The 17,892-nt window shown below is 75.4% G+C and carries 19 protein-coding genes; 13 read left to right on the top strand and 6 right to left on the bottom strand.

Annotation, left to right across the window (positions count from 1 at the left end; all coding sequences use genetic code 11):
* Positions 1-3 precede the first annotated feature (3 nt).
* From ilvN to HNR08_RS02040, 11 genes are all read left to right on the top strand, one after another.
* On the top strand, positions 4-528 hold the full coding sequence (gene ilvN / locus HNR08_RS02090) for an acetolactate synthase small subunit (RefSeq protein ID WP_146839239.1): 525 nt from the start codon (positions 4-6) through the stop codon (positions 526-528).
* A 44-nt stretch (positions 529-572) separates the two neighbouring features.
* Complete coding sequence (ilvC, locus tag HNR08_RS02085) at positions 573-1,598, top strand: ketol-acid reductoisomerase (RefSeq protein WP_146839241.1); 1,026 nt, start codon at positions 573-575, stop codon at positions 1,596-1,598.
* Between the two features lie 148 nt (positions 1,599-1,746).
* Positions 1,747-2,298 carry an ASCH domain-containing protein gene (locus HNR08_RS02080; RefSeq protein WP_146839243.1) on the top strand — a complete coding sequence of 184 codons (552 nt, stop codon included), beginning with the start codon at positions 1,747-1,749 and terminating at the stop codon, positions 2,296-2,298.
* 44 nt (positions 2,299-2,342) lie between these two features.
* Complete coding sequence (locus tag HNR08_RS02075) at positions 2,343-3,386, top strand: 3-isopropylmalate dehydrogenase (protein WP_146839245.1); 1,044 nt, start codon at positions 2,343-2,345, stop codon at positions 3,384-3,386.
* An 85-nt stretch (positions 3,387-3,471) separates the two neighbouring features.
* Positions 3,472-4,572 carry a branched-chain amino acid aminotransferase gene (locus HNR08_RS02070; protein ID WP_146839247.1) on the top strand — a complete coding sequence of 367 codons (1,101 nt, stop codon included), beginning with the start codon at positions 3,472-3,474 and terminating at the stop codon, positions 4,570-4,572.
* Positions 4,573-4,811: 239 nt separating this feature from the next.
* Positions 4,812-6,476 (top strand): citramalate synthase, encoded by a 1,665-nt coding sequence (gene cimA, locus HNR08_RS02065; RefSeq protein WP_146839275.1) that lies wholly within the window; start codon positions 4,812-4,814, stop codon positions 6,474-6,476.
* A gap of 25 nt (positions 6,477-6,501) precedes the next feature.
* On the top strand, positions 6,502-7,647 hold the full coding sequence (locus HNR08_RS02060) for a glycerate kinase family protein (RefSeq protein ID WP_146839249.1): 1,146 nt from the start codon (positions 6,502-6,504) through the stop codon (positions 7,645-7,647).
* Positions 7,648-7,682: 35 nt separating this feature from the next.
* Complete coding sequence (locus tag HNR08_RS02055) at positions 7,683-8,522, top strand: sensor domain-containing protein (RefSeq protein WP_146839251.1); 840 nt, start codon at positions 7,683-7,685, stop codon at positions 8,520-8,522.
* A gap of 67 nt (positions 8,523-8,589) precedes the next feature.
* Positions 8,590-9,666 (top strand): lipoate-protein ligase LplAB, encoded by a 1,077-nt coding sequence (locus HNR08_RS02050; RefSeq protein ID WP_146839253.1) that lies wholly within the window; start codon positions 8,590-8,592, stop codon positions 9,664-9,666.
* Between the two features lie 73 nt (positions 9,667-9,739).
* The gene (locus HNR08_RS02045) at positions 9,740-10,138 is read left to right on the top strand and encodes a YccF domain-containing protein (RefSeq protein WP_146839255.1); all 399 of its coding nucleotides are present in this window, start codon (positions 9,740-9,742) and stop codon (positions 10,136-10,138) included.
* A gap of 31 nt (positions 10,139-10,169) precedes the next feature.
* Positions 10,170-10,751 (top strand): dihydrofolate reductase family protein, encoded by a 582-nt coding sequence (locus HNR08_RS02040; protein ID WP_146839257.1) that lies wholly within the window; start codon positions 10,170-10,172, stop codon positions 10,749-10,751.
* 22 nt (positions 10,752-10,773) lie between these two features.
* On the opposite strand, the gene HNR08_RS02035 is transcribed toward HNR08_RS02040, so the two are convergent.
* The 4 genes from HNR08_RS02035 to HNR08_RS02020 are packed head-to-tail and all read right to left on the bottom strand — an operon-like array spanning position 10,774 to position 13,262.
* Complete coding sequence (locus HNR08_RS02035; protein ID WP_146839259.1) at positions 10,774-11,109, bottom strand: DUF202 domain-containing protein; 336 nt, start codon at positions 11,107-11,109, stop codon at positions 10,774-10,776.
* Complete coding sequence (locus HNR08_RS02030; protein WP_146839261.1) at positions 11,106-11,465, bottom strand: YidH family protein; 360 nt, start codon at positions 11,463-11,465, stop codon at positions 11,106-11,108. The genes HNR08_RS02035 and HNR08_RS02030 overlap by 4 nt, the downstream gene beginning before the upstream one ends.
* Positions 11,462-12,217 carry a YggS family pyridoxal phosphate-dependent enzyme gene (locus tag HNR08_RS02025; protein ID WP_146839263.1) on the bottom strand — a complete coding sequence of 252 codons (756 nt, stop codon included), beginning with the start codon at positions 12,215-12,217 and terminating at the stop codon, positions 11,462-11,464. The genes HNR08_RS02030 and HNR08_RS02025 overlap by 4 nt, the downstream gene beginning before the upstream one ends.
* A 10-nt stretch (positions 12,218-12,227) precedes the next feature.
* On the bottom strand, positions 12,228-13,262 hold the full coding sequence (locus HNR08_RS02020) for a helix-turn-helix transcriptional regulator (protein WP_146839265.1): 1,035 nt from the start codon (positions 13,260-13,262) through the stop codon (positions 12,228-12,230).
* Positions 13,263-13,349: 87 nt separating this feature from the next.
* Between HNR08_RS02020 and HNR08_RS02015 the strand changes: the two genes are divergently transcribed.
* Both HNR08_RS02015 and HNR08_RS02010 read left to right on the top strand, forming a co-directional pair.
* Entirely contained in the window at positions 13,350-14,345 is a 996-nt protein-coding gene (locus tag HNR08_RS02015; protein WP_146839267.1) for an ATP-binding cassette domain-containing protein, read from the top strand.
* Entirely contained in the window at positions 14,342-15,145 is an 804-nt protein-coding gene (locus HNR08_RS02010; RefSeq protein WP_146839269.1) for an ABC transporter permease, read from the top strand. The genes HNR08_RS02015 and HNR08_RS02010 overlap by 4 nt, the downstream gene beginning before the upstream one ends.
* A 130-nt stretch (positions 15,146-15,275) precedes the next feature.
* On the opposite strand, the gene ybaK is transcribed toward HNR08_RS02010, so the two are convergent.
* Entirely contained in the window at positions 15,276-15,770 is a 495-nt protein-coding gene (gene ybaK, locus HNR08_RS02005; protein ID WP_146839271.1) for a Cys-tRNA(Pro) deacylase, read from the bottom strand.
* A gap of 311 nt (positions 15,771-16,081) precedes the next feature.
* The gene (locus HNR08_RS02000; protein WP_183834753.1) at positions 16,082-17,890 is read right to left on the bottom strand and encodes an HNH endonuclease signature motif containing protein; all 1,809 of its coding nucleotides are present in this window, start codon (positions 17,888-17,890) and stop codon (positions 16,082-16,084) included.
* Between the last annotated feature and the right edge of the window lie 2 nt (positions 17,891-17,892).

Here is a 17,892-nt window from a genome sequence, read left to right as displayed (position 1 = left end):
CCCATGAGCCGTCACACCCTCTCCGTCCTCGTGGAGAACAAGCCCGGCGTGCTGACCCGCGTCGCGGGCCTGTTCGCCCGGCGGTCGTTCAACATCCACTCCCTGGCCGTGGGCCCGACCGAGCACGAGGAGATCTCGCGCATCACGGTCGTGGTCGACGTCGACGAGCTGCCCCTGGAGCAGGTCACCAAGCAGCTGAACAAGCTGATCAACGTCATCAAGATCGTCGAGCTCGAGGACGCCGCCTCCGTGCAGCGCGAGCTGCTCCTGGTGAAGGTGCGCGCCGAGGGCGCCACCCGCACCCAGGTGCTCGAGGTCGTCGACCTGTTCCGCGCGCACGTCGTCGACGTCGTGCCGGACACGGTCACCATCGAGGCCACCGGCTCCCCGGCGAAGCTCACGGCGCTGCTCGCGGCGCTCGAGCCGTTCGGGGTCCGCGAGATCGTCCAGTCCGGCATCGTGGCCATCGGCCGCGGGTCGCGCTCCATCACCGACCGGGCGCTCGAGCGCGTCAGCCGGTCGGCCTGACCCACCCGTCTTGCACCACCCGCACAACATCGAGGAGATCCATCGTGGCTGAGCTGTTCTACGACGACGACGCCGACCTGTCGGTCATCCAGAGCAAGAAGGTCGCCGTCATCGGCTACGGCAGCCAGGGGCACGCGCACGCGCTCAACCTGCGCGACTCGGGCGTCGACGTCACCGTCGGCCTGCGCGAGGGCTCCGCCTCCCGGGCCAAGGCCGAGAACGAGGGCCTCAAGGTCGCGACCGTGGCCGAGGCCGTCCAGGGTGCCGACGTCGTCGTCATCCTCGCGCCGGACCAGGTCCAGCGGCACATCTACCGCGACGAGATCGCCCCGAACCTCACCGAGGGCGCGGCGCTGGTCTTCGGGCACGGCTTCAACATCCGCTTCGGCTACATCAAGCCCGAGGCCGGCCACGACATCCTCATGGTCGCCCCCAAGGGCCCGGGCCACCTGGTCCGCCGCGAGTACGTCGACGGCCGCGGCGTGCCGGTGATCGTCGCCGTCGAGCAGGACGCGTCGGGCTCCGCCTGGGACCTCGCGCTGTCCTACGCCAAGGGCATCGGCGGCCTGCGCGCCGCCGGCATCAAGACCACCTTCACCGAGGAGACCGAGACCGACCTGTTCGGCGAGCAGGCCGTCCTGTGCGGTGGCGTGTCGCAGCTGATCCAGTACGGCTTCGAGACCCTGACCGAGGCCGGCTACCAGCCCGAGGTCGCGTACTTCGAGGTGCTGCACGAGCTGAAGCTGATCGTCGACCTCATCTGGGAGGGCGGCATCACCAAGCAGCGCTGGTCCGTGTCCGACACCGCCGAGTACGGCGACTACGTCTCCGGCCCGCGCGTCATCACGCCGGACGTGAAGGAGAACATGAAGGCGGTGCTCGCGGACATCCAGAACGGGGTGTTCGCCGAGCGGTTCATCGCCGACCAGGACGCCGGCGCGCCGGAGTTCGCCGCGCTGCGGGCCAAGGGCCAGAACCACCCGATCGAGCCGGTCGGCCGCGAGCTGCGCAAGCTGTTCGCCTGGAAGGCGGCGGACTCGGACTACACGGAGGGCTCGGCCGCCCGCTGACCCCGGGTCCCCGCTGATCCCCGCACCCGCCGCGCCCCGCGGCTCCGCTGCGCCGAGAGAGGGCCCCCGCGCCGAGACAGGACCGTCCACGGTCCTCTCTCGGCCGGGCGGACCTCTCTCGGCGTCGTCGGTTGAGAGGATGGGCCGCATGACGGACGACGACGCGACGCACGGCGAGCACACCGGGAACAGCGAGCACGCCGACGAGATCCTCGCGTTCTGGGAGGTCGCGCGGGTGCGGGCGGGTGTGGTGCGGCTCGTGTCCGTGACCGGGCCGGACGTGCGCGGGTCGCTCGTGCCGCCGGCGTGGTCGTTCGGCGACGACCCGACTCTCGCGGACCAGCTGCTCGGTCTCGTGCTGGACGGCGTGAAGACCGGCACGTCCACCGCGCTGGCGGAGCTCGGCCACGCCGACGAGCCGCTGCCCGTGAAGGGCGACCTCTCGATCGTGCTGGACGGGTCCGGCCGCCCGGGCGCGCTGATCCGCACCACCCGGGTCGAGACGGTGCCGTTCGACCGGGTCGACGCGGAGTTCGCCGCCGCCGAGGGGGAGGACGACCGGTCGCTCGCGTCCTGGCGCACCGAGCACGAGCGGTACTGGCGCCGGGTCCTGGAGCCGCTGGGCGAGGAGTTCGCCGCGGACATGCCGGTGGTGACCGAGCGGTTCGAGCTGCTCTACCCCCGGCCGTCCGATCGGTGAGACGGATGGTCCGCTGAGTGGGACGGGTCGGTAGGGTCGAGGGCATGGCGCAGCAGATCAACCTGGCGGTCGTCGCGGGTGACGGCATCGGCACCGAGGTCGTGGAGCAGGGCCTGCTCGCGCTCGAGGCGGCCCTCGCGGGGTCCGGCAGCACGGTCACCACGACCGACTTCGACCTGGGCGCCCGCCGCTGGCACGCGACCGGCGAGACCCTGACCGACGAGGACCTGGCCGCGATCCGCACGCACGACGCGATCCTGCTGGGCGCGATCGGCGACCCGAGCGTCCCGTCCGGCGTGCTGGAGCGCGGGCTGCTGCTCAAGCTGCGGTTCGCGCTCGACCACTACGTGAACCTGCGCCCCGCCAAGCTGTTCCCCGGCGTGGCCTCGCCGCTCGCGAAGCCCGGGGACGTGGACTTCGTCGTCGTCCGCGAGGGCACCGAGGGTCCGTACGTCGGCAACGGCGGCGCGATCCGCGTGGGCACCCCGCACGAGATCGCCAACGAGGTCAGCGTCAACACCGCGTTCGGCGTCGAGCGGGTGGTGCGCGACGCGTTCGCCCGGGCCGCCGCGCGCCCGCGCAAGAAGCTCACCCTCGTGCACAAGCACAACGTCCTCGTGCACGCCGGCCACCTGTGGCGGCGGACCGTCGAGGCCGTGCACCCCGAGTTCCCCGACGTGACCGTCGACTACCTGCACGTGGACGCGGCGACGATCTTCCTCGTCACCGACCCGGCGCGGTTCGACGTCATCGTCACGGACAACCTGTTCGGCGACATCCTCACCGACCTGGCCGGCGCGATCGTCGGCGGCATCGGGCTCGCGGCCTCCGCGAACATCAACCCCGACCGCACCGCGCCGAGCATGTTCGAGCCGGTGCACGGCTCCGCCCCGGACATCGCCGGGCAGGGCAAGGCCGACCCCACCGCGACGGTGCTGTCCGTCGCGCTGCTGCTGGACCACCTGGGCGAGCGCGAGGCCGCCGCCCGCGTCGAGGCCGCCGTCGCGGCGGACGTCGCGGAGCGCGGCGGGCGAGTACGGTCGACGGCCGAGGTGGGCAAGGACCTCGCCGCGCGCATCGCCGGCTGAGCGCCGCCCGCGCGGGTCGCCGCGCCTGTCCGCCCCGGCCGTCGCCCAGGTACCGTCAGACCGACTCCTGGTGAAAGGCCGACCGATGAGCATCTCCGACACCGACCTCGCGTTCGAGGTCCACCGCACCGACACCCCGACGCCCGACGCCGAGCGGGAGTCGCTGCTCGCCACGCCGAAGTTCGGCACCGTCTTCACCGACCACATGGCCCGGGTCTCCTGGACCCAGGGCGTGGGCTGGCACGACCGCCGCGTCGAGAAGTACGGCCCGCTGCAGCTCGACCCCGCCACCGCCGTGCTGCACTACGCCCAGGAGATCTTCGAGGGCCTCAAGGCGTACCGGCACGCCGACGGCTCCGTGTGGACCTTCCGGCCGACGGCGAACGCCGAGCGCCTGCAGCGGTCCGCCCGCCGCCTCGCGCTGCCCGAGCTGCCGACCGAGGACTTCCTCGCGTCGATCACCGCGCTCGTGCGCACCGACCTCGACTGGGTGCCGTCGGGGGAGGAGACGAGCCTCTACCTGCGGCCGTTCATGTACGCGTCCGAGGCGTTCCTCGGCGTGCGGCCGTCGCTGCAGGCGGAGTACCTCGTGATCGCCTCGCCCGTCGGCTCGTACTTCGCCGGCGGCGTGAAGCCCGTGTCCATCTGGGTGTCCCAGGACTACGCCCGCGCGGGCGCCGGCGGCACCGGGGCGGCCAAGTGCGGCGGGAACTACGCCGCGAGCCTGCTGCCGCAGCAGGAGGCGTACGCCCGGGGCTGCGAGCAGGTCTGCTTCCTCGACGCCGCCACCGGCACCCTGCTCGAGGAGCTCGGCGGGATGAACGTGTTCGTGGTCGGGGCCGACGGCTCGGTGTCCACCCCGCGGCTGTCCGGGTCGATCCTCGAGGGCGTCACGCGGTCCTCGATCCTCACGCAGCTCGCCGAGCAGGGCCGGGAGATCCGCGAGCGCGACATCCCGCTCGCCGAGCTGCTGGCCGGGCTCCGGGACGGGTCGGTGGCCGAGGTGTTCGCCTGCGGCACGGCCGCGGTCGTCACCCCGATCGGCCGCCTGGCCGGGGCGGACTTCGACGAGACGGTGGGCTCCGGCGACGCCGGCCCGGTCACCACGGGCATCCGCCAGGCCCTGACGGACATCCAGTACGGCCGCGCCGCCGACCCGCACGGGTGGATGCACCGCCTGGTCTGACGGCGTCCTGCGCCGTCACCCGCGTCCCGGAAGGTGGACGCGGGTGACGGCGGAGGGGTCGTGTGCCACGATGGCGGGCATGACCGACCGGCACACGATCGTCATTCCGTAGCGCGTCCGCCCCACCCCAGCGGACGCGCCGACCTCCCGACCCCGGGGGGTCTTTTTGTTGCTGCACGACCCTCCTCGCCGAGAGAAGCCCGACCGTGACCACAGCACCCCGCGACGTCCCCGCCTCCCTGCCGCGTGCCGGCGCCGCGCACCCGGCCGCGGACGGTCCCGCCGGCCCCGCCGCGTTCGACGTCTACGACACGACGCTGCGCGACGGCGCCCAGCAGGAGGGGATGAACCTCTCCGTCGCCGACAAGCTGGCGATCGCCCCGCTCCTGGACGAGCTCGGCGTCGGGTACATCGAGGGCGGCTGGCCGGGCGCGATCCCCAAGGACACCGAGTTCTTCGCCCGCGCGGCCAAGGAGCTCGACCTGCGGCACGCGGTCCTCGCCGCGTTCGGCGCCACCCGCAAGCCCGGGGTGCGCGCGTGGGACGACCCGCAGCTGCGGGCGCTGCTCGACTCCGAGGCGCCCGTCGTCACGCTGGTGGCCAAGAGCGACTCCCGGCACGTCGAGCGCGCGCTGCGCACCACCGGCGCCGAGAACCTCGCGATGGTGGCGGACTCCGTGCGGCTGCTGACCCAGGAGGGCCGCCGGGTCGTCGTCGACGCCGAGCACTTCTTCGACGGCTTCCGGCACGACCCGGCGTACGCGCGGGACGTCGTGCTCGCGGCGGTCGAGGCGGGCGCGGAGACCGTCGTCCTGTGCGACACCAACGGCGGCATGCTGCCCACGCACGTCACCGCGGTGATCGCCGACCTGCGCGCGGCGCTCGGCACGGCCGACCCGCTCACCCGGCTCGGCATCCACGCCCACAACGACTCGGGCTGCGCGGTCGCGAACACCCTGGCCGCCGTGGAGGCGGGCGCGGTGCACGTGCAGGGCACCGTGAACGGCTACGGCGAGCGCACCGGGAACGCCGAGCTGCTGTCCGTGGTCGCGAACCTCGAGCTGAAGACCGGGCGCAGCGTGCTCGTCCCGCCGCCGGACGTCCCGGGCGGCCTGCGGGAGCTGAGCCGGATCGCGCACCAGATCAGCGAGATCACGAACATCGCCCCGTTCGCCCGGCAGCCGTACGTCGGCGTGAGCGCCTTCGCGCACAAGGCCGGCCTGCACGCCTCCGCCATCCGGGTCGACCCCGACCTCTACCAGCACATCGACCCGCACGAGGTCGGCAACGACATGCGGATGCTGGTCTCCGAGATGGCCGGGCGCGCCTCCATCGAGCTCAAGGGCCGCGAGCTCGGCTTCGACCTCGCGGGGCAGGACGAGGTGCTCACCCGGGTCACGAACCGGGTCAAGGACGCGGAGGCCCAGGGCTACACCTACGACGCCGCCGACGCGTCCTTCGAGCTGCTGCTCGCCGAGGAGGTCGAGGGCGGCCGCCCGGCCTACTTCCGGGTGGAGAGCTGGCGCACGATCGTCGAGCGCGCGGGCTCCCGCGGCACCACCGCGACCGCCGAGGCGACCGTGAAGCTGCACGCCGGCGGCGAGCGCATCGTCGCGACCGGCGAGGGCAACGGCCCCGTCAACGCCCTGGACCACGCGCTGCGGCTCGCGCTGCAGCGGGTGTACCCGGAGCTGGCGGAGTTCGAGCTCATCGACTTCAAGGTGCGCATCCTCGACGCCATGCACGGCACGGACGCGGTGACCCGGGTGCTCATCGAGACGTCCGACGGGCAGACCGCGTGGAGCACCGTGGGCGTGGGGCCGAACCTCATCGAGGCGTCGTGGGAGGCGCTGACGGACTCGGCGATCTGGGGCCTGCGGAACCGCGGGGTCGCGCCGCGCTGAGCGGACCGGGTGGCATCCTGCCCTCGTGAGGGTCGTCGTCGCGCTCGACTCGTTCAAGGGCTGCCTGAGCAGCGCCGAGGCGGGCGCCGCCGCGCGCGCCGGGGTGCTCGCCGCGGTGCCGGACGCCGAGGTGCGGGTCGTCCCGGTCGCCGACGGCGGCGAGGGCACCGGGGACGCGCTGCTGCACGCCGTTCCCGGGCGGCGGGTCCTCGCGCCGACGGTCGATGCGCTGGGCCGGCCGGTGACGGCGGCGTACGCGCTCCTCGACGACGGCACCGCGGTGGTCGAGGCGGCGTCCTGCCTGGGGCTGGCGCAGGCCGGTCCGGTGGACGCGACGCTGCCGCCGCGCGCCGGGTCGGCCGGGCTGGGGCTGCTGGTGCGGCACGCCGTCGACGCCGGCGCCCGGCGGGTGGCGGTCGCGCTCGGCGGGACGTCCTGCACCGACGGCGGGGCGGGGCTGCTGATCGCGCTGGGCGCGCGGGTGCGGGATGCCGACGGGGCGCCGGCCGGGGCCGCCGGGGCCAACCCGCTGTGGTCGTTCGGCGCGCTCGACCCGTCCTCGCTGCCGGACCTCGGCGGCGTCGGGCTGCTGGTGCTCACCGACGTCGACAACCCGCTGCACGGGCCGGACGGCGCGGCGCACGTGTTCGCCCCGCAGAAGGGGGCCACCCCCGAGCAGGTCCGGTGGCTCGACGACCGGCTCGCCGCGTGGGGCGCCGCGCTGGCCGCCGCGGGCCGGCCCGTCGCGGACCTGCCGGGGGCCGGGGCCGCGGGCGGGCTCGGGGCCGCGCTGCTCGCGCTCGGCGCGCGCCGGGAGGCCGGGTTCGCCTTCGTGGCCCGGGCGGCCGGGCTGGCGGAGGCGGTCGCGGGGGCGGACCTGGTGCTCACGGGGGAGGGCCGGGTCGACGGGCAGACCGCGCACGGCAAGACGCCGGCAGGGGTCGCGGCGCTCGCCCGGGCGGCCGGGGCGGTGGTCGTGGCGCTCGCGGGGTCGGTCGTCCGGGACGGCGTCGACGCCGGGCCGTTCGACGCCGTGCTCGCGGTGCACTCCGGGCCGCGCCCGCTCGCCGAGGCGCTGGACCCGGCGGTCGCCGCCGCGGAGGTCGCCGCCACCGCGGGCGAGGTCGCGCGCCTGGTCGGAGCACTCGCGGGCCGGCGCCCCCGGCCGTAGCGTGGCGCGGGACGCCGCCCCGCGAGGAGGTCCCGATGACCGACCGGACGCCCGCACCGCCCGCGACCGGGCACGAGCCGGCGCCCGCGCCCGTGGCCGACCGGTCGCCGTTCTGGCCGTGGCTGCTGCTGCTCGTCGCCGGGCTCACGGTCGGCGTGCTGCTCGCCTGGCGGCCGTGGGCCGGGTCGCCGACGTCCGCCGAGGCGGAGCCCGACGCGACGGCGACCTCGTCCGCGCCGGCGACGCCGAGCCCCTCGCCGAGCGCGTCCGGGTCGCCGACGGCGGCCGTGTTCGACGCGTCCACCGCCCCCGACCTGTTCTTCACCGACGCCGAGCTGGGACAGGCCGTGCCGGACGCGGCGGGGTCGAGCCTCGCCGAGGCCGACGACGCGGTGTGGGGACTGCCCGAGGGCGCCCGGGTGACGCCCGCCGCCTGCACGACCGCGGTCACGGTCGTCGAGGACGAGCCCGACACGTTCCTGCGCCGGTTCGCCGCGGACGACGCGGTCACCGTCGTGCAGGGCGTCGTGCTGCTGGCCGACGCGGCGGCGGCCGAGGACGCGTTCGAGGCGCTGGTCGCCACCCTGGGCACCTGCGACGCCTACCAGCAGGACAACCCCGGCGTGGACGGCGGGTCCTGGGCGGCCGAGCCGCCGACGACCGAGCGCGGCGACGTCAGCACGACGGTCCACCGGCTGACGCTCACCGCCGAGGGCGCCACCAGCCCCGAGGTCGAGGTCACCGCGCTCGCGGGCAACGCGCTCGTCACGACCACCGTGTCCGGCGTCGACCCCGCCGCGGAGCCCGCCGACCCCGCGGTGCTCGCGGAGGTCGCCCGCAGCGCCGCCGAGCGCGCGCTGGCCGGCCTCGGCTGACCCGGCGTCACCCGCCTGCACGCGGAAGCCGCCCTGGCGCGGCCGCCGCGGTCCTAGGATCGGGGTCGTGCGTGGTGAGTACAAGGTCCCCGGCGGCAAGCTCGTGGCGGCGGACGTGGAGGTGGCCGACGGCTCCCTCGCGGACGTCCGGATCAGCGGGGACTTCTTCCTCGAACCGGACGCCGCGCTCGCGGTCCTCGACGCGTCGCTGCGCGGCCGGCCCGCGGACGCCCGGGTGCCGGACCTGACCGCGGCGATCGAGGAGGGGCTGCGCCGCGCGGAGGCCGACGGGACGCTGGACGTGCCCGTGCAGATGGTCGGCTTCACCGTGGAGTCCGTCGCCATCGCGGTGCGCCGCGCGCTCGGGCACGCGACCGGCTGGCAGGACCACACGTTCGAGCTCATCCACCCGGGCCCGCTGCCGCCGGCGGTGCTGGGGGCGCTGGACCAGGTGCTCACCGAGGAGCTCGCCGCAGGCCGCCGCGGGCCGACGCTGCGGTTCTGGGAGTGGGACGAGCGGGCCGTGTTCATCGGCTCGTTCCAATCGCTGCGCAACGAGGTCGACCCCGAGGGCGCCGCGAAGCACGACGTCACCGTCGTCCGGCGGATCTCCGGCGGCGGGGCCATGTTCATGGAGGCCGGCAACTGCATCACGTTCTCGCTCGTGGTGCCGGCGTCGCTCGTGGACGGGCTGTCGTTCGAGCAGTCGTACCGGTTCCTCGACGACTGGGTGATCGGCGCGCTCGCCGACGTCGGCGTCACCGCGTCGTTCTCCGGGCTCAACGACATCGCGTCCCCGGCCGGGAAGATCGCCGGGTCCGCGCAGAAGCGCCTGGCCGGCGGGGCGGTCCTGCACCACATGACGATGGCCTACGACATCGACGCCGACAAGATGCTCGAGGTGCTGCGCATCGGCCGCGAGAAACTGTCGGACAAGGGCACGACCAGCGCGAACAAGCGGGTCGACCCGGTGCGGTCCCAGACCGGCCTGCCGCGCGAGGCCGTCATCGACGCGTTCGTCGCGCACTTCCGGTCCCGCTACCGGACCGTCGACGGCGCGCTGCGCCCGGAGGAGCTCGCGCGGGCGCAGCAGCTCGTCGAGGAGAAGTTCGGGAACCCGGAGTGGACCGCGCGCGTGCCCTGACGCCGGCGATCCCGGGGTCGGCTCCGGGTGATCCCCGATGCCGGGCGGGGGCCGCGTGCGTCAGGCTGGGCCCGTGAAGACCCTGCTCAACGTCATCTGGCTCCTGTTCGGGGGGATCTGGCTCGCGCTCGGCTACGTGCTGGCCGGGATCATCTGCTGCATCCTCATCGTCACGATCCCCTTCGGCATCGCGTCGTTCCGGATGGCGTCCTACGCGCTGTGGCCGTTCGGCCGGACCCTGGTGGACCACCCGCGTGCGGGCGCCTGGTCGGCCATCGGGAACGTGATCTGGATCCTCGTCGCCGGCTGGTGGCTCGCCCTCGGGCACGTGACGACCGCGATCGCGCAGGCCGTGACGATCGTCGGCATCCCGCTGGCGATCGCGAACCTCAAGATGATCCCGGTGTCGCTGGTGCCGCTCGGCAAGGAGATCGTCCCGACGGACCGGGCGTTCGTGGCGTACGGTCGCTGAGGCAGCCCGCCCCCGGGACGAGGAGAGCGCCGTGAGCACGGTGGTCCTGTACGCGTCGGTGTCCGTGGACGGCTTCATCGCGGATCCCGACGACCAGCCCGGCCCGCTGTTCGACTGGCTGACCGCCGGCGACGTCCCGCTGGACGACGGCGGCGCGCTGACGGTGTCGCGGGCGTCGTACGACTGGACGCGGCCGTACTGGGACTCGATCGGGGCGACGGTCGTGGGTCGCCGCGTGTTCGACCTGACGGACGGCTGGGACGGGGTGCCGCCGAGCGGGGTCGACCACGTCGTCGTCGTGACGCACCGGCCGCCGCCCGGGGGGTGGGACCCGGCGGCGCCGTTCCACTTCGTCGACGGCGTCGCGGCCGCCGTGGGCCTGGCCCGCGAGCTCGCGGGGGACCGGGTGGTCGAGGTCGCCGCGGGCGACGTCGGCGGCCAGGCGCTGGCCGCGGGCCTGGTCGACGAGGTGCGCATGGACGTCGCGCCCGTCGTGCTCGGGTCCGGCAAGCGGTACTTCGGCTCGCTCGACGCGCAGCACCTCCTGGAGGACCCCGACGCGGTGGTCCCGGGCACCCGGGTCCTGCACCTGCGCTACCGGGTGCGCCGCTGACGGGACCCCAGCCGCGCGGCGGTCAGCCGAGGACGAGCACCGCCGCGGCGACCCCGAGCACCAGCACCCCGAGCGCCAGGCCGGCGAGCAGCCCGCCGCCCGGGCCCTCCGCCGGCGGCGTGCGGTCCTCGTCCGCGATCGCAGCCGCCCATGCGCGGGCCCGCCGCCCGCCGAGCACCCCCAGCGCGAGGCCGCCCAGCACGCCGGCGGCCGCCGCGACCCACACGCCGGACCCGACGCGCGGCTCGAGCAGCCGCCCCGCGGCGAGCGACCCGACCGCGACCGCCAGCGCCGTCCGCTGCCAGGCCAGCGCGGTCCGCTCCGGCTGCACGCCCGGGGGCGGCGGCGGCGCGTTCACGACAGGACGATCCCCAGGAGCACCAGCACGCCGGCGACGACCAGCCCCGCGGCGAGCGGACCGCCCAGCACGGGCGCGGGCAGCGGCCGGCGCTCCCGGATGGCCCGCTCGGACCGCGCCCAGCCGGCCCACGCCTGCACCGGCGCCGCGATGCCGAGCACGACGAGCAGCACGGCGGCGGCCAGCCGGGGCGCGGGGTGCAGGGGCAGGTCCAGCGCCTCGAGCGCCACACCGCCCGCGAGCAGCGCCAGCGACGTCCGCAGCCAGGCGAGGAACGTGCGCTCGTTCGCGAGCGAGAACCGGGCGTCGGGCTCCTCGCCGCGGTCGTAGACGGACCGCGGGAACCGCCGGCTCACGCCCCCGCCGGGGGCCGGGCGCCGAACACGGCCGTGCCGACGCGGACGATCGTCGCGCCCTCGGCCACGGCGGCCTCCAGGTCGCGGCTCATGCCCATGGACAGCTCGGCGGCGGCGCCGGTCCCGGCCTCGGCGGAGTCGACGACCTTGTCCCGCAGGTCCCGCAGCAGGGCGTACCCGCCGCGGACCGCGCGCTCGTCGGTGGTGTTCGCGCCCACGGTCATGAAGCCCCGCAGCCGCAGCCGGTCGTGGCCGGCGACGGCACGGACCACGTCCAGCGCCTCCTGCGGGGCGGCGCCGTGCTTGGTGGGCTCGCCGGACACGTTGACCTGCACCAGCACGTCGAGGGTGCGGTCGGCGTCCGCGCACCGGCGGGCGAGGCGGTCGGCCAGCGTGGGGGAGTCGACGCTCTGCACGCAGGTCGCCCAGCGGAGCGCGGCGTTCACCTTGTTGGACTGCAGCGGGCCGATGACGTGCAGCTCGGCGCCCAGGTCCGCGAGCTCGGGGGCCTTGGCGACGAGCTCCTGCACCCGGTTCTCGCCGACGAGCGCCCGGCGCGCCACTCCCGCGGTGGTCGCGGTCGCGGCCATGTCGGCGAGCAGCACGGCGCGGACTGTCGCGGCGTCCTGCGTCTTGGTCGCCAGCAGCAGGCGCACCGACCCGGGGGAGCGCCCCGCGGCGGACTCCGCGGCGGCGATGCGGGCACGCACGCGCGCGAGCCGCTCGGCCAGTCCGGTCGCCCCCGTGGTCATGTGCCCGACCCTAGCCGCTGGCGCGCCCGTCCCCCGTCGCCGCGGCGTACCGGCCGGCGAGCGCCCGGGCGGCGTCCCGCAGCTCCGCCGGCCCGACGATCGTCAGCGGCACGTCGAACAGCCCGAACCACGCCGCGAGCCCGCCCCAGGACCACGACCCGGCGACCACCCGGCACCGCTGCGCGTCCAGCGGCTCGACGACGTCCGTCGTCCCCGCCCAGCGCGAGACCACCGAGGCGGGCGCCTCCAGCACCGCCTCGCCGTGGCACGGGAAGGTCATCCCGCTGAACTGCTGCTGCAGGTAGGCGGCGACGTCGGGCGCCGGGAGCGCTCGCCGCTCGAACCGCGGGCCGGTCGGGGTGCGCGGGTGCAGCCGGTCCACGCGGAACGTGCGCCAGTCCGCGCGGTCCAGGTCCCAGGCGACGAGGTACCAGCGCCGGCCGCGGGTGACGAGGTGGTGCGGCTCGACCCGGCGCGGGGGGCCGTCGGCGGGCGCGGCGGGGCCGGTGCGATCGGTGGGGCCGGTACCGCCGGCGTCGGGGGAGCGGTAGTCGAACCGCAGGACCTCCCGGGCACGGACGGCGGCGCCGACGGCCATCAGCCGCTCGGTGTCGACCCGCTCCTCCTCGGGCGCCTCCGTGCGCCGCACGGCGGTGAGCTCCAGGCCCTCGACGCGGGCGCGCAGCCGGGCGGGCAGCACCTGGCGCAGCGTCGCGAGGGCCCGCGCCGCCGCGTCGTCCAGGCCGTCGACGCCCGTGCTCGCGGTCTGCAGCGCCACGGTGAGCGCCACCACCTGCTCGTCGTCGAGCATCAGCGGCGGCATGGCGGTCCCGGCGGCGAGCCGGTACCCGCCGTCGGGGCCCTTGGTCGCGTGCACCGGGTAGCCGAGCGCGCGCAGCCGGTCGACGTCGCGCCGCACCGTGCGGGGGCTGACGCCGAGCCGGCCGGCGAGCACCTCACCCGGCCAGTCGCGGCGGGTCTGCAGCAGGGACAGGAGGGCGAGCAGCCGCGACGACGGCGTCGTGGGCTCCGCGATCTCGGACATGGACCCAGTCTGCTCCGGGTAGCGGACAGGATCCGACCGCTACCCGGGGCAGCGTGGGGTCATCACCGAACGGGGGAGGAGCCTGCTGTGATCCACACCAGCGGACTGACCAAGGACTTCGCGACCGGGAAGGGTCAGGTCGTGCACGCCGTGCGCGGCATCGACCTGGACATCGCGCCCGGCGAGCTCGTGGCCGTGCTCGGGCCGAACGGGGCCGGGAAGACGACGACCATCCGGATGCTCACCACGCTGATCGCGCCGACGTCCGGCACGGCGCGCGTGGCGGGCGCCGACATCACCCGGGAGCCGGCGGCCGTGCGGCGCCGCATCGGCTACGTCGGGCAGGGCAACGGCGCCGGCCACGCGCAGCGCGCGCTGGACGAGCTCGTCGTGCAGGGCAGCATCTACGGGCTGGACCGCCGCGACGCCCGGCGCCGGGCCGGTGAGCTCATGGCGCAGCTCGACCTCGAGGCGCTCGCGGCGCGCAAGGTGCAGGGCCTGTCCGGCGGCCAGCGCCGGCGGCTCGACGTCGCGCTCGGGCTGGTGCACGCGCCGCGGCTGCTGTTCCTCGACGAGCCGTCCACCGGCCTCGACCCGCACAACCGCGCGAACCTCTGGGAGCACATCCTGCGGCTGCGCGAGCGGCACGAGATGACGGTGGTGCTCACCACGCACTACCTGGACGAGGCCGACTCCATGGCCGAACGCGTCGTGGTCGTCGACGACGGGCGGGTCATCGCCGACGACACCGCCGCCGCCCTGAAGCACACGCTCGCGGGTGACCGCCTCGTGCTCGCGGCGGCCGACCCCGGGGACGTGCCGGCGCTCGCGGCCCTCGCGGGGCGGGCGCCCGGCGCGCGGGACCTGACCGTCGACGGCGCCAGGGTCTCCGTGCGGGTGGCCGACGCACCGACCGCCCTGCCCGACGTGCTGGCCGCCGCGGCCTCCCGCGGGGTGCGCGTCGCCCGCGCCGAGGGGCACCAGCCCACGCTCGACGACGTGTTCCTCACCCTCACCGGCCGCAGCCTCCGCGAGGAGGGCGCGACGGCCCGCACGACCGACCCGCAGGAGGTGGCGGCATGACCGCGACGACCGAGACCCTGCCCTCCCGGGAGGCCACGCGCTCCTGGTGGGGCGACGCCTGGCTCGTGATGACCCGCGAGCTGCTGCCGACCGTCCGGGACCCGTTCTCCGTGGTGTTCGGGCTGATCCAGCCGGTGGTGTTCCTCGCGCTGTTCGGGCCGCTGCTCGCCGGGTCCGTCGGGGACACCGTGCCCGGCGGCGACGTCTGGGCGTGGTTCGTGCCCGGCATCCTCGTGATGACCACGCTGTTCGGCACGTCCACGACCGGGGCGAACCTGCTCTTCGAGATGCAGACCGGCGCGCACGAGCGGCTGCTCGTCACCCCGCTGGCCCGGTCCGCGCAGCTCGTCGGCCGCTCCTGGAAGGAGATGGTGCCGATCGTCGCGCAGTCCCTGGTGGTGGTCGTCGTGATGCTGCCGTTCGGGTTCACCTTCAACCCGCTGGGCGCCGTGCTGGGGCTGCTCGTCCTCGCGGTGTTCGGCGTGGGGATCGGCTCGCTGTCCTACGCCCTGGCGATCGCCGTCCGGAAGCAGGACTGGATGTTCTGGGCCGTGCAGCAGACCCTGCTGTTCCCGCTGCTGATCCTGTCCGGGATGCTGCTGCCGCTCGAGACCGGGCCGCGGTGGATGCAGGTCGCGGCCGACCTGAACCCCTTGCGGTACGTCGTCGACGCCGAGCGGGCGCTGTTCGCCGGTGACCTCGCGTCCGGGACGGCGCTCTGGGGCGCGGTCGCGGCCGTGCTGACCGCGGCGGTCGGGCTGCTCGTGGGGGTGCGGACGCTGGCGCGCAGCGCGCGGTAGGCGGCTCGGTCGGTCGGGTGGTCGGGTGGCCGTGTGGCGGGCGGTCGGCTGGCGGCCGGTCGGCCGTGGGCGGGTGGCACACAGCGGCAGGGTGGTCGGCCGTGCGCGGCGTGCGGCGGTCGCACCGGGGTCAGTCCCGGGCGATCGCCGCCACCGTCGCGCCGGTCATCCGCACCAGGTCGTCCGGTGCGAGCTCCACGTCCAGCCCGCGCCGGCCACCCGAGACGAAGACGGTGTCGAACAGCCACACGGTCTCGTCCACGACGGTCGGGTGCGCCGTCTTCTGCCCGAGCGGGGAGATGCCGCCGACGACGTACCCCGTCGCGCGCTCGGCGGCCGCCGGATCGGCCATCACCGCCTTCTTCCCGCCCGCCGCCTGGGCGAGCGCCTTGAGGTCCAGCTTGCCGGTCACGGGGACCACGGCGACCGTCAGCGTGCCGTCGACGCTCGCCATCAGGGTCTTGTACACCTGCTCGGGCTCGACGCCCAGCACCTCGGCGGCCTCGAGGCCGTACCCGACGGTGTTCTGCGGGTCGTGCTCGTACGCGTGGGCGGTGTGCGGGACCCCGGCCGCGGCCAGCGCGACCAGGGCGGGCGTCCCGGAGGGCGACTGCTTGCGGCTCACGCGCACCACCCTAGGGCCGCGATCGTGGCCGATCCTCCAGGGCGCGCCTCGGCCGCCCCGGTGCGGCTGGCGGGGGATGCCGGATGCATGGCGGGCTGGGCCGGCGGCGGGTGCGCCGGGACGGCTGCCCGTGGCCCTCGGCACCGGTGGCACGGGGAACGGTGCGCCGAACCGGGGACCGGCGGGGCGTCAGACGAAGAACCAGCCGGGGGGCCAGAAGGGAAGAGCCGGCGGGGCTTCAGAACGGAAGAACGCGCGGGGTGTCGGAGCGGGGAATGGGCGGGGTGTCGGAGCGGGAAACGGGCGGGGTGTCAGAACGGGGGTTCGGCGTCGTGGGGGACGGTGGTCGTGTCCAGGGAGCGTCCGGTGCTGGGGCGTACGAGGTAGCGGTGGCCGGTGGGGGTGATCCACTCGAACAGGCCGGGTTCGATCTGCCGGAGCCGGAACCCGCCGACGGTCTTGAGGCGGTGGTGGGCGCGGCACAGCGGCCCGAGGTTGCCCGCGTCGGTGCCACCCAGGGGTGTGTCCGGTGGGGCGCCGGGTTGCGGGTGGTAGGCGATGGTGTGGTCGAGGTCGGTGCGGGTGGCGGGCACGGTGCAGCCGGGTGCCGCGCAGGTCTTGTCCCGGACGCGCACGTGCTCGTCGAGTGCTGCCGGTGGTCGGTACCGGCGCCGACCGACGTCCAGGGTCTGCTCGGTGAGCGGGTCGGTCACGATCCGCTGCCAGTCACCTCCGGCGGCCAGGGCGCGGGCGGTGACCGCGTCGATGGCCCCGTACCCCTCGAGATCCCCGGGTTGATTGTCCAGGCCGAGCAGGGTGGAGGCGGCGATCGTGACCCGGACCTGCGCGCCGGGGCGGCCGCCGCACGTGCCGCACCCGGTGGCGGTGCGGCCACGGTGGGCCCGGGTGGCGAGGTCGCCAGCGTCCGAGGCGGGGGCGGCGGGCGCCCCGGTGCCCGTGGTGTCGGGATACGGCCGGTAGAGAGCGCCGGGGTCGGCAGATGCGCCCTCATCCGCGGGCGCAGTGGCCTCGGCAGGCGCGAGCGTCGCCGTGGGGAGCGGGACGGACATCGGGAAGGGGATGGGGGTGATCGTGGCGGTCGGTTCGGGTGCCATCGGGCGCGGGCGCGTCGGTCCGCCGGTGGTGGTCCACGCCCGGTCGACCGGCACCGGCCGCCGCGCCGGTGGGTGGAGGCGGACCTCGAACGCCGGACCCTCCACCGCCGGCACGTCCCCGACAACGAGGTCGCGCAGCCCGTCGGCGCGCAACTGATCCAGGGTGCGCGGGTCGCCCAGGGCGCGGGCGGCGCGGGCGGTGTGGTCCAACACCCCGTCCAACCGGGCCGCGTCCGCGGCGGCCAGCACGCACCACATCGCGGCCATCCCGTCCGGACGCCGCCGCGGGTGCGTCACCCGCCGACCCTCGCGGGCCGTGGCGTGCCGCAGCGCGGCACCCTCGGCGTCCACCAGGGCGATCGCGTGCTCCACCCGCTGCTCGAACTGCGCGTGCGAGCACTGGTCCGCGTCCGGCAGCACCGCATCCTCCACCGCCAGGCTCGCCTCATACGGCAGGTCCCGCGCCCGACGCACCAGAGTGTCCGCTTTACGGGCATCCACATGACCGGTCGCCAACGCCGCACCGGTCGCCTGCAGCAACCCGTCCAGCAGCACCGCATCACGCACCACCCGGCTGGCGGTCAGCACCGGCAACCGCAACCGCATCCCCACCTCACCGGCCACCACCCGCTCCCGCCCCACCGGCGCGGCCCCACGCCCCGGGGTGCGGTCGGGGTCCATAGTCGGGCGCACCACCAGCTCGGCCACCGCGGCGAGCTTGCCGGCGTGCGCGGAGGACTCCATCCGGTCCCACGCGGCCACCACCTCCAGCACGACACCGGCGGGCAGCACCGACAGATCCAGGCCCCGCAACCACGCATCCAGCTCGGGCCCCGGCGGGCACCCTGCGATCGCCTCGATCTGCCGCTGCTGCGCCGTCCGTGCTCCGCCCGCTTCCGGGTCGAGCCCGTACTCCGTCAGGCACCGACCATCGTCCCCGTACCGGGGCAGCACCACACCCGCGGCGGGATCACCGTCGGGGTGTTCATGCAGGTCAGATGCCATGA

The sequence above is a fragment of the Cellulomonas hominis genome (assembly GCF_014201095.1).
Taxonomy (GTDB): Bacteria; Actinomycetota; Actinomycetes; order Actinomycetales; family Cellulomonadaceae; genus Cellulomonas; species Cellulomonas hominis.
The sequence above is the reverse complement of the archived record's forward strand: the minus strand, read 5'-3'. Positions and strand labels throughout refer to the sequence as shown.

Coding starts and splice junctions, on each gene's coding strand:
- ilvN (WP_146839239.1), top strand. CDS start 4: ATGAGCCGTCACACCCTCTCCGTCCTCGTGGAGAACAAGCCCGGCGTG.
- HNR08_RS02080 (WP_146839243.1), top strand. CDS start 1,747: ATGACGGACGACGACGCGACGCACGGCGAGCACACCGGGAACAGCGAG.
- HNR08_RS02075 (WP_146839245.1), top strand. CDS start 2,343: ATGGCGCAGCAGATCAACCTGGCGGTCGTCGCGGGTGACGGCATCGGC.
- HNR08_RS02070 (WP_146839247.1), top strand. CDS start 3,472: ATGAGCATCTCCGACACCGACCTCGCGTTCGAGGTCCACCGCACCGAC.
- HNR08_RS02055 (WP_146839251.1), top strand. CDS start 7,683: ATGACCGACCGGACGCCCGCACCGCCCGCGACCGGGCACGAGCCGGCG.
- HNR08_RS02025 (WP_146839263.1), bottom strand. CDS start 12,217: ATGACCACGGGGGCGACCGGACTGGCCGAGCGGCTCGCGCGCGTGCGT.
- HNR08_RS02020 (WP_146839265.1), bottom strand. CDS start 13,262: ATGTCCGAGATCGCGGAGCCCACGACGCCGTCGTCGCGGCTGCTCGCC.
- HNR08_RS02010 (WP_146839269.1), top strand. CDS start 14,342: ATGACCGCGACGACCGAGACCCTGCCCTCCCGGGAGGCCACGCGCTCC.
- HNR08_RS02000 (WP_183834753.1), bottom strand. CDS start 17,890: ATGGCATCTGACCTGCATGAACACCCCGACGGTGATCCCGCCGCGGGT.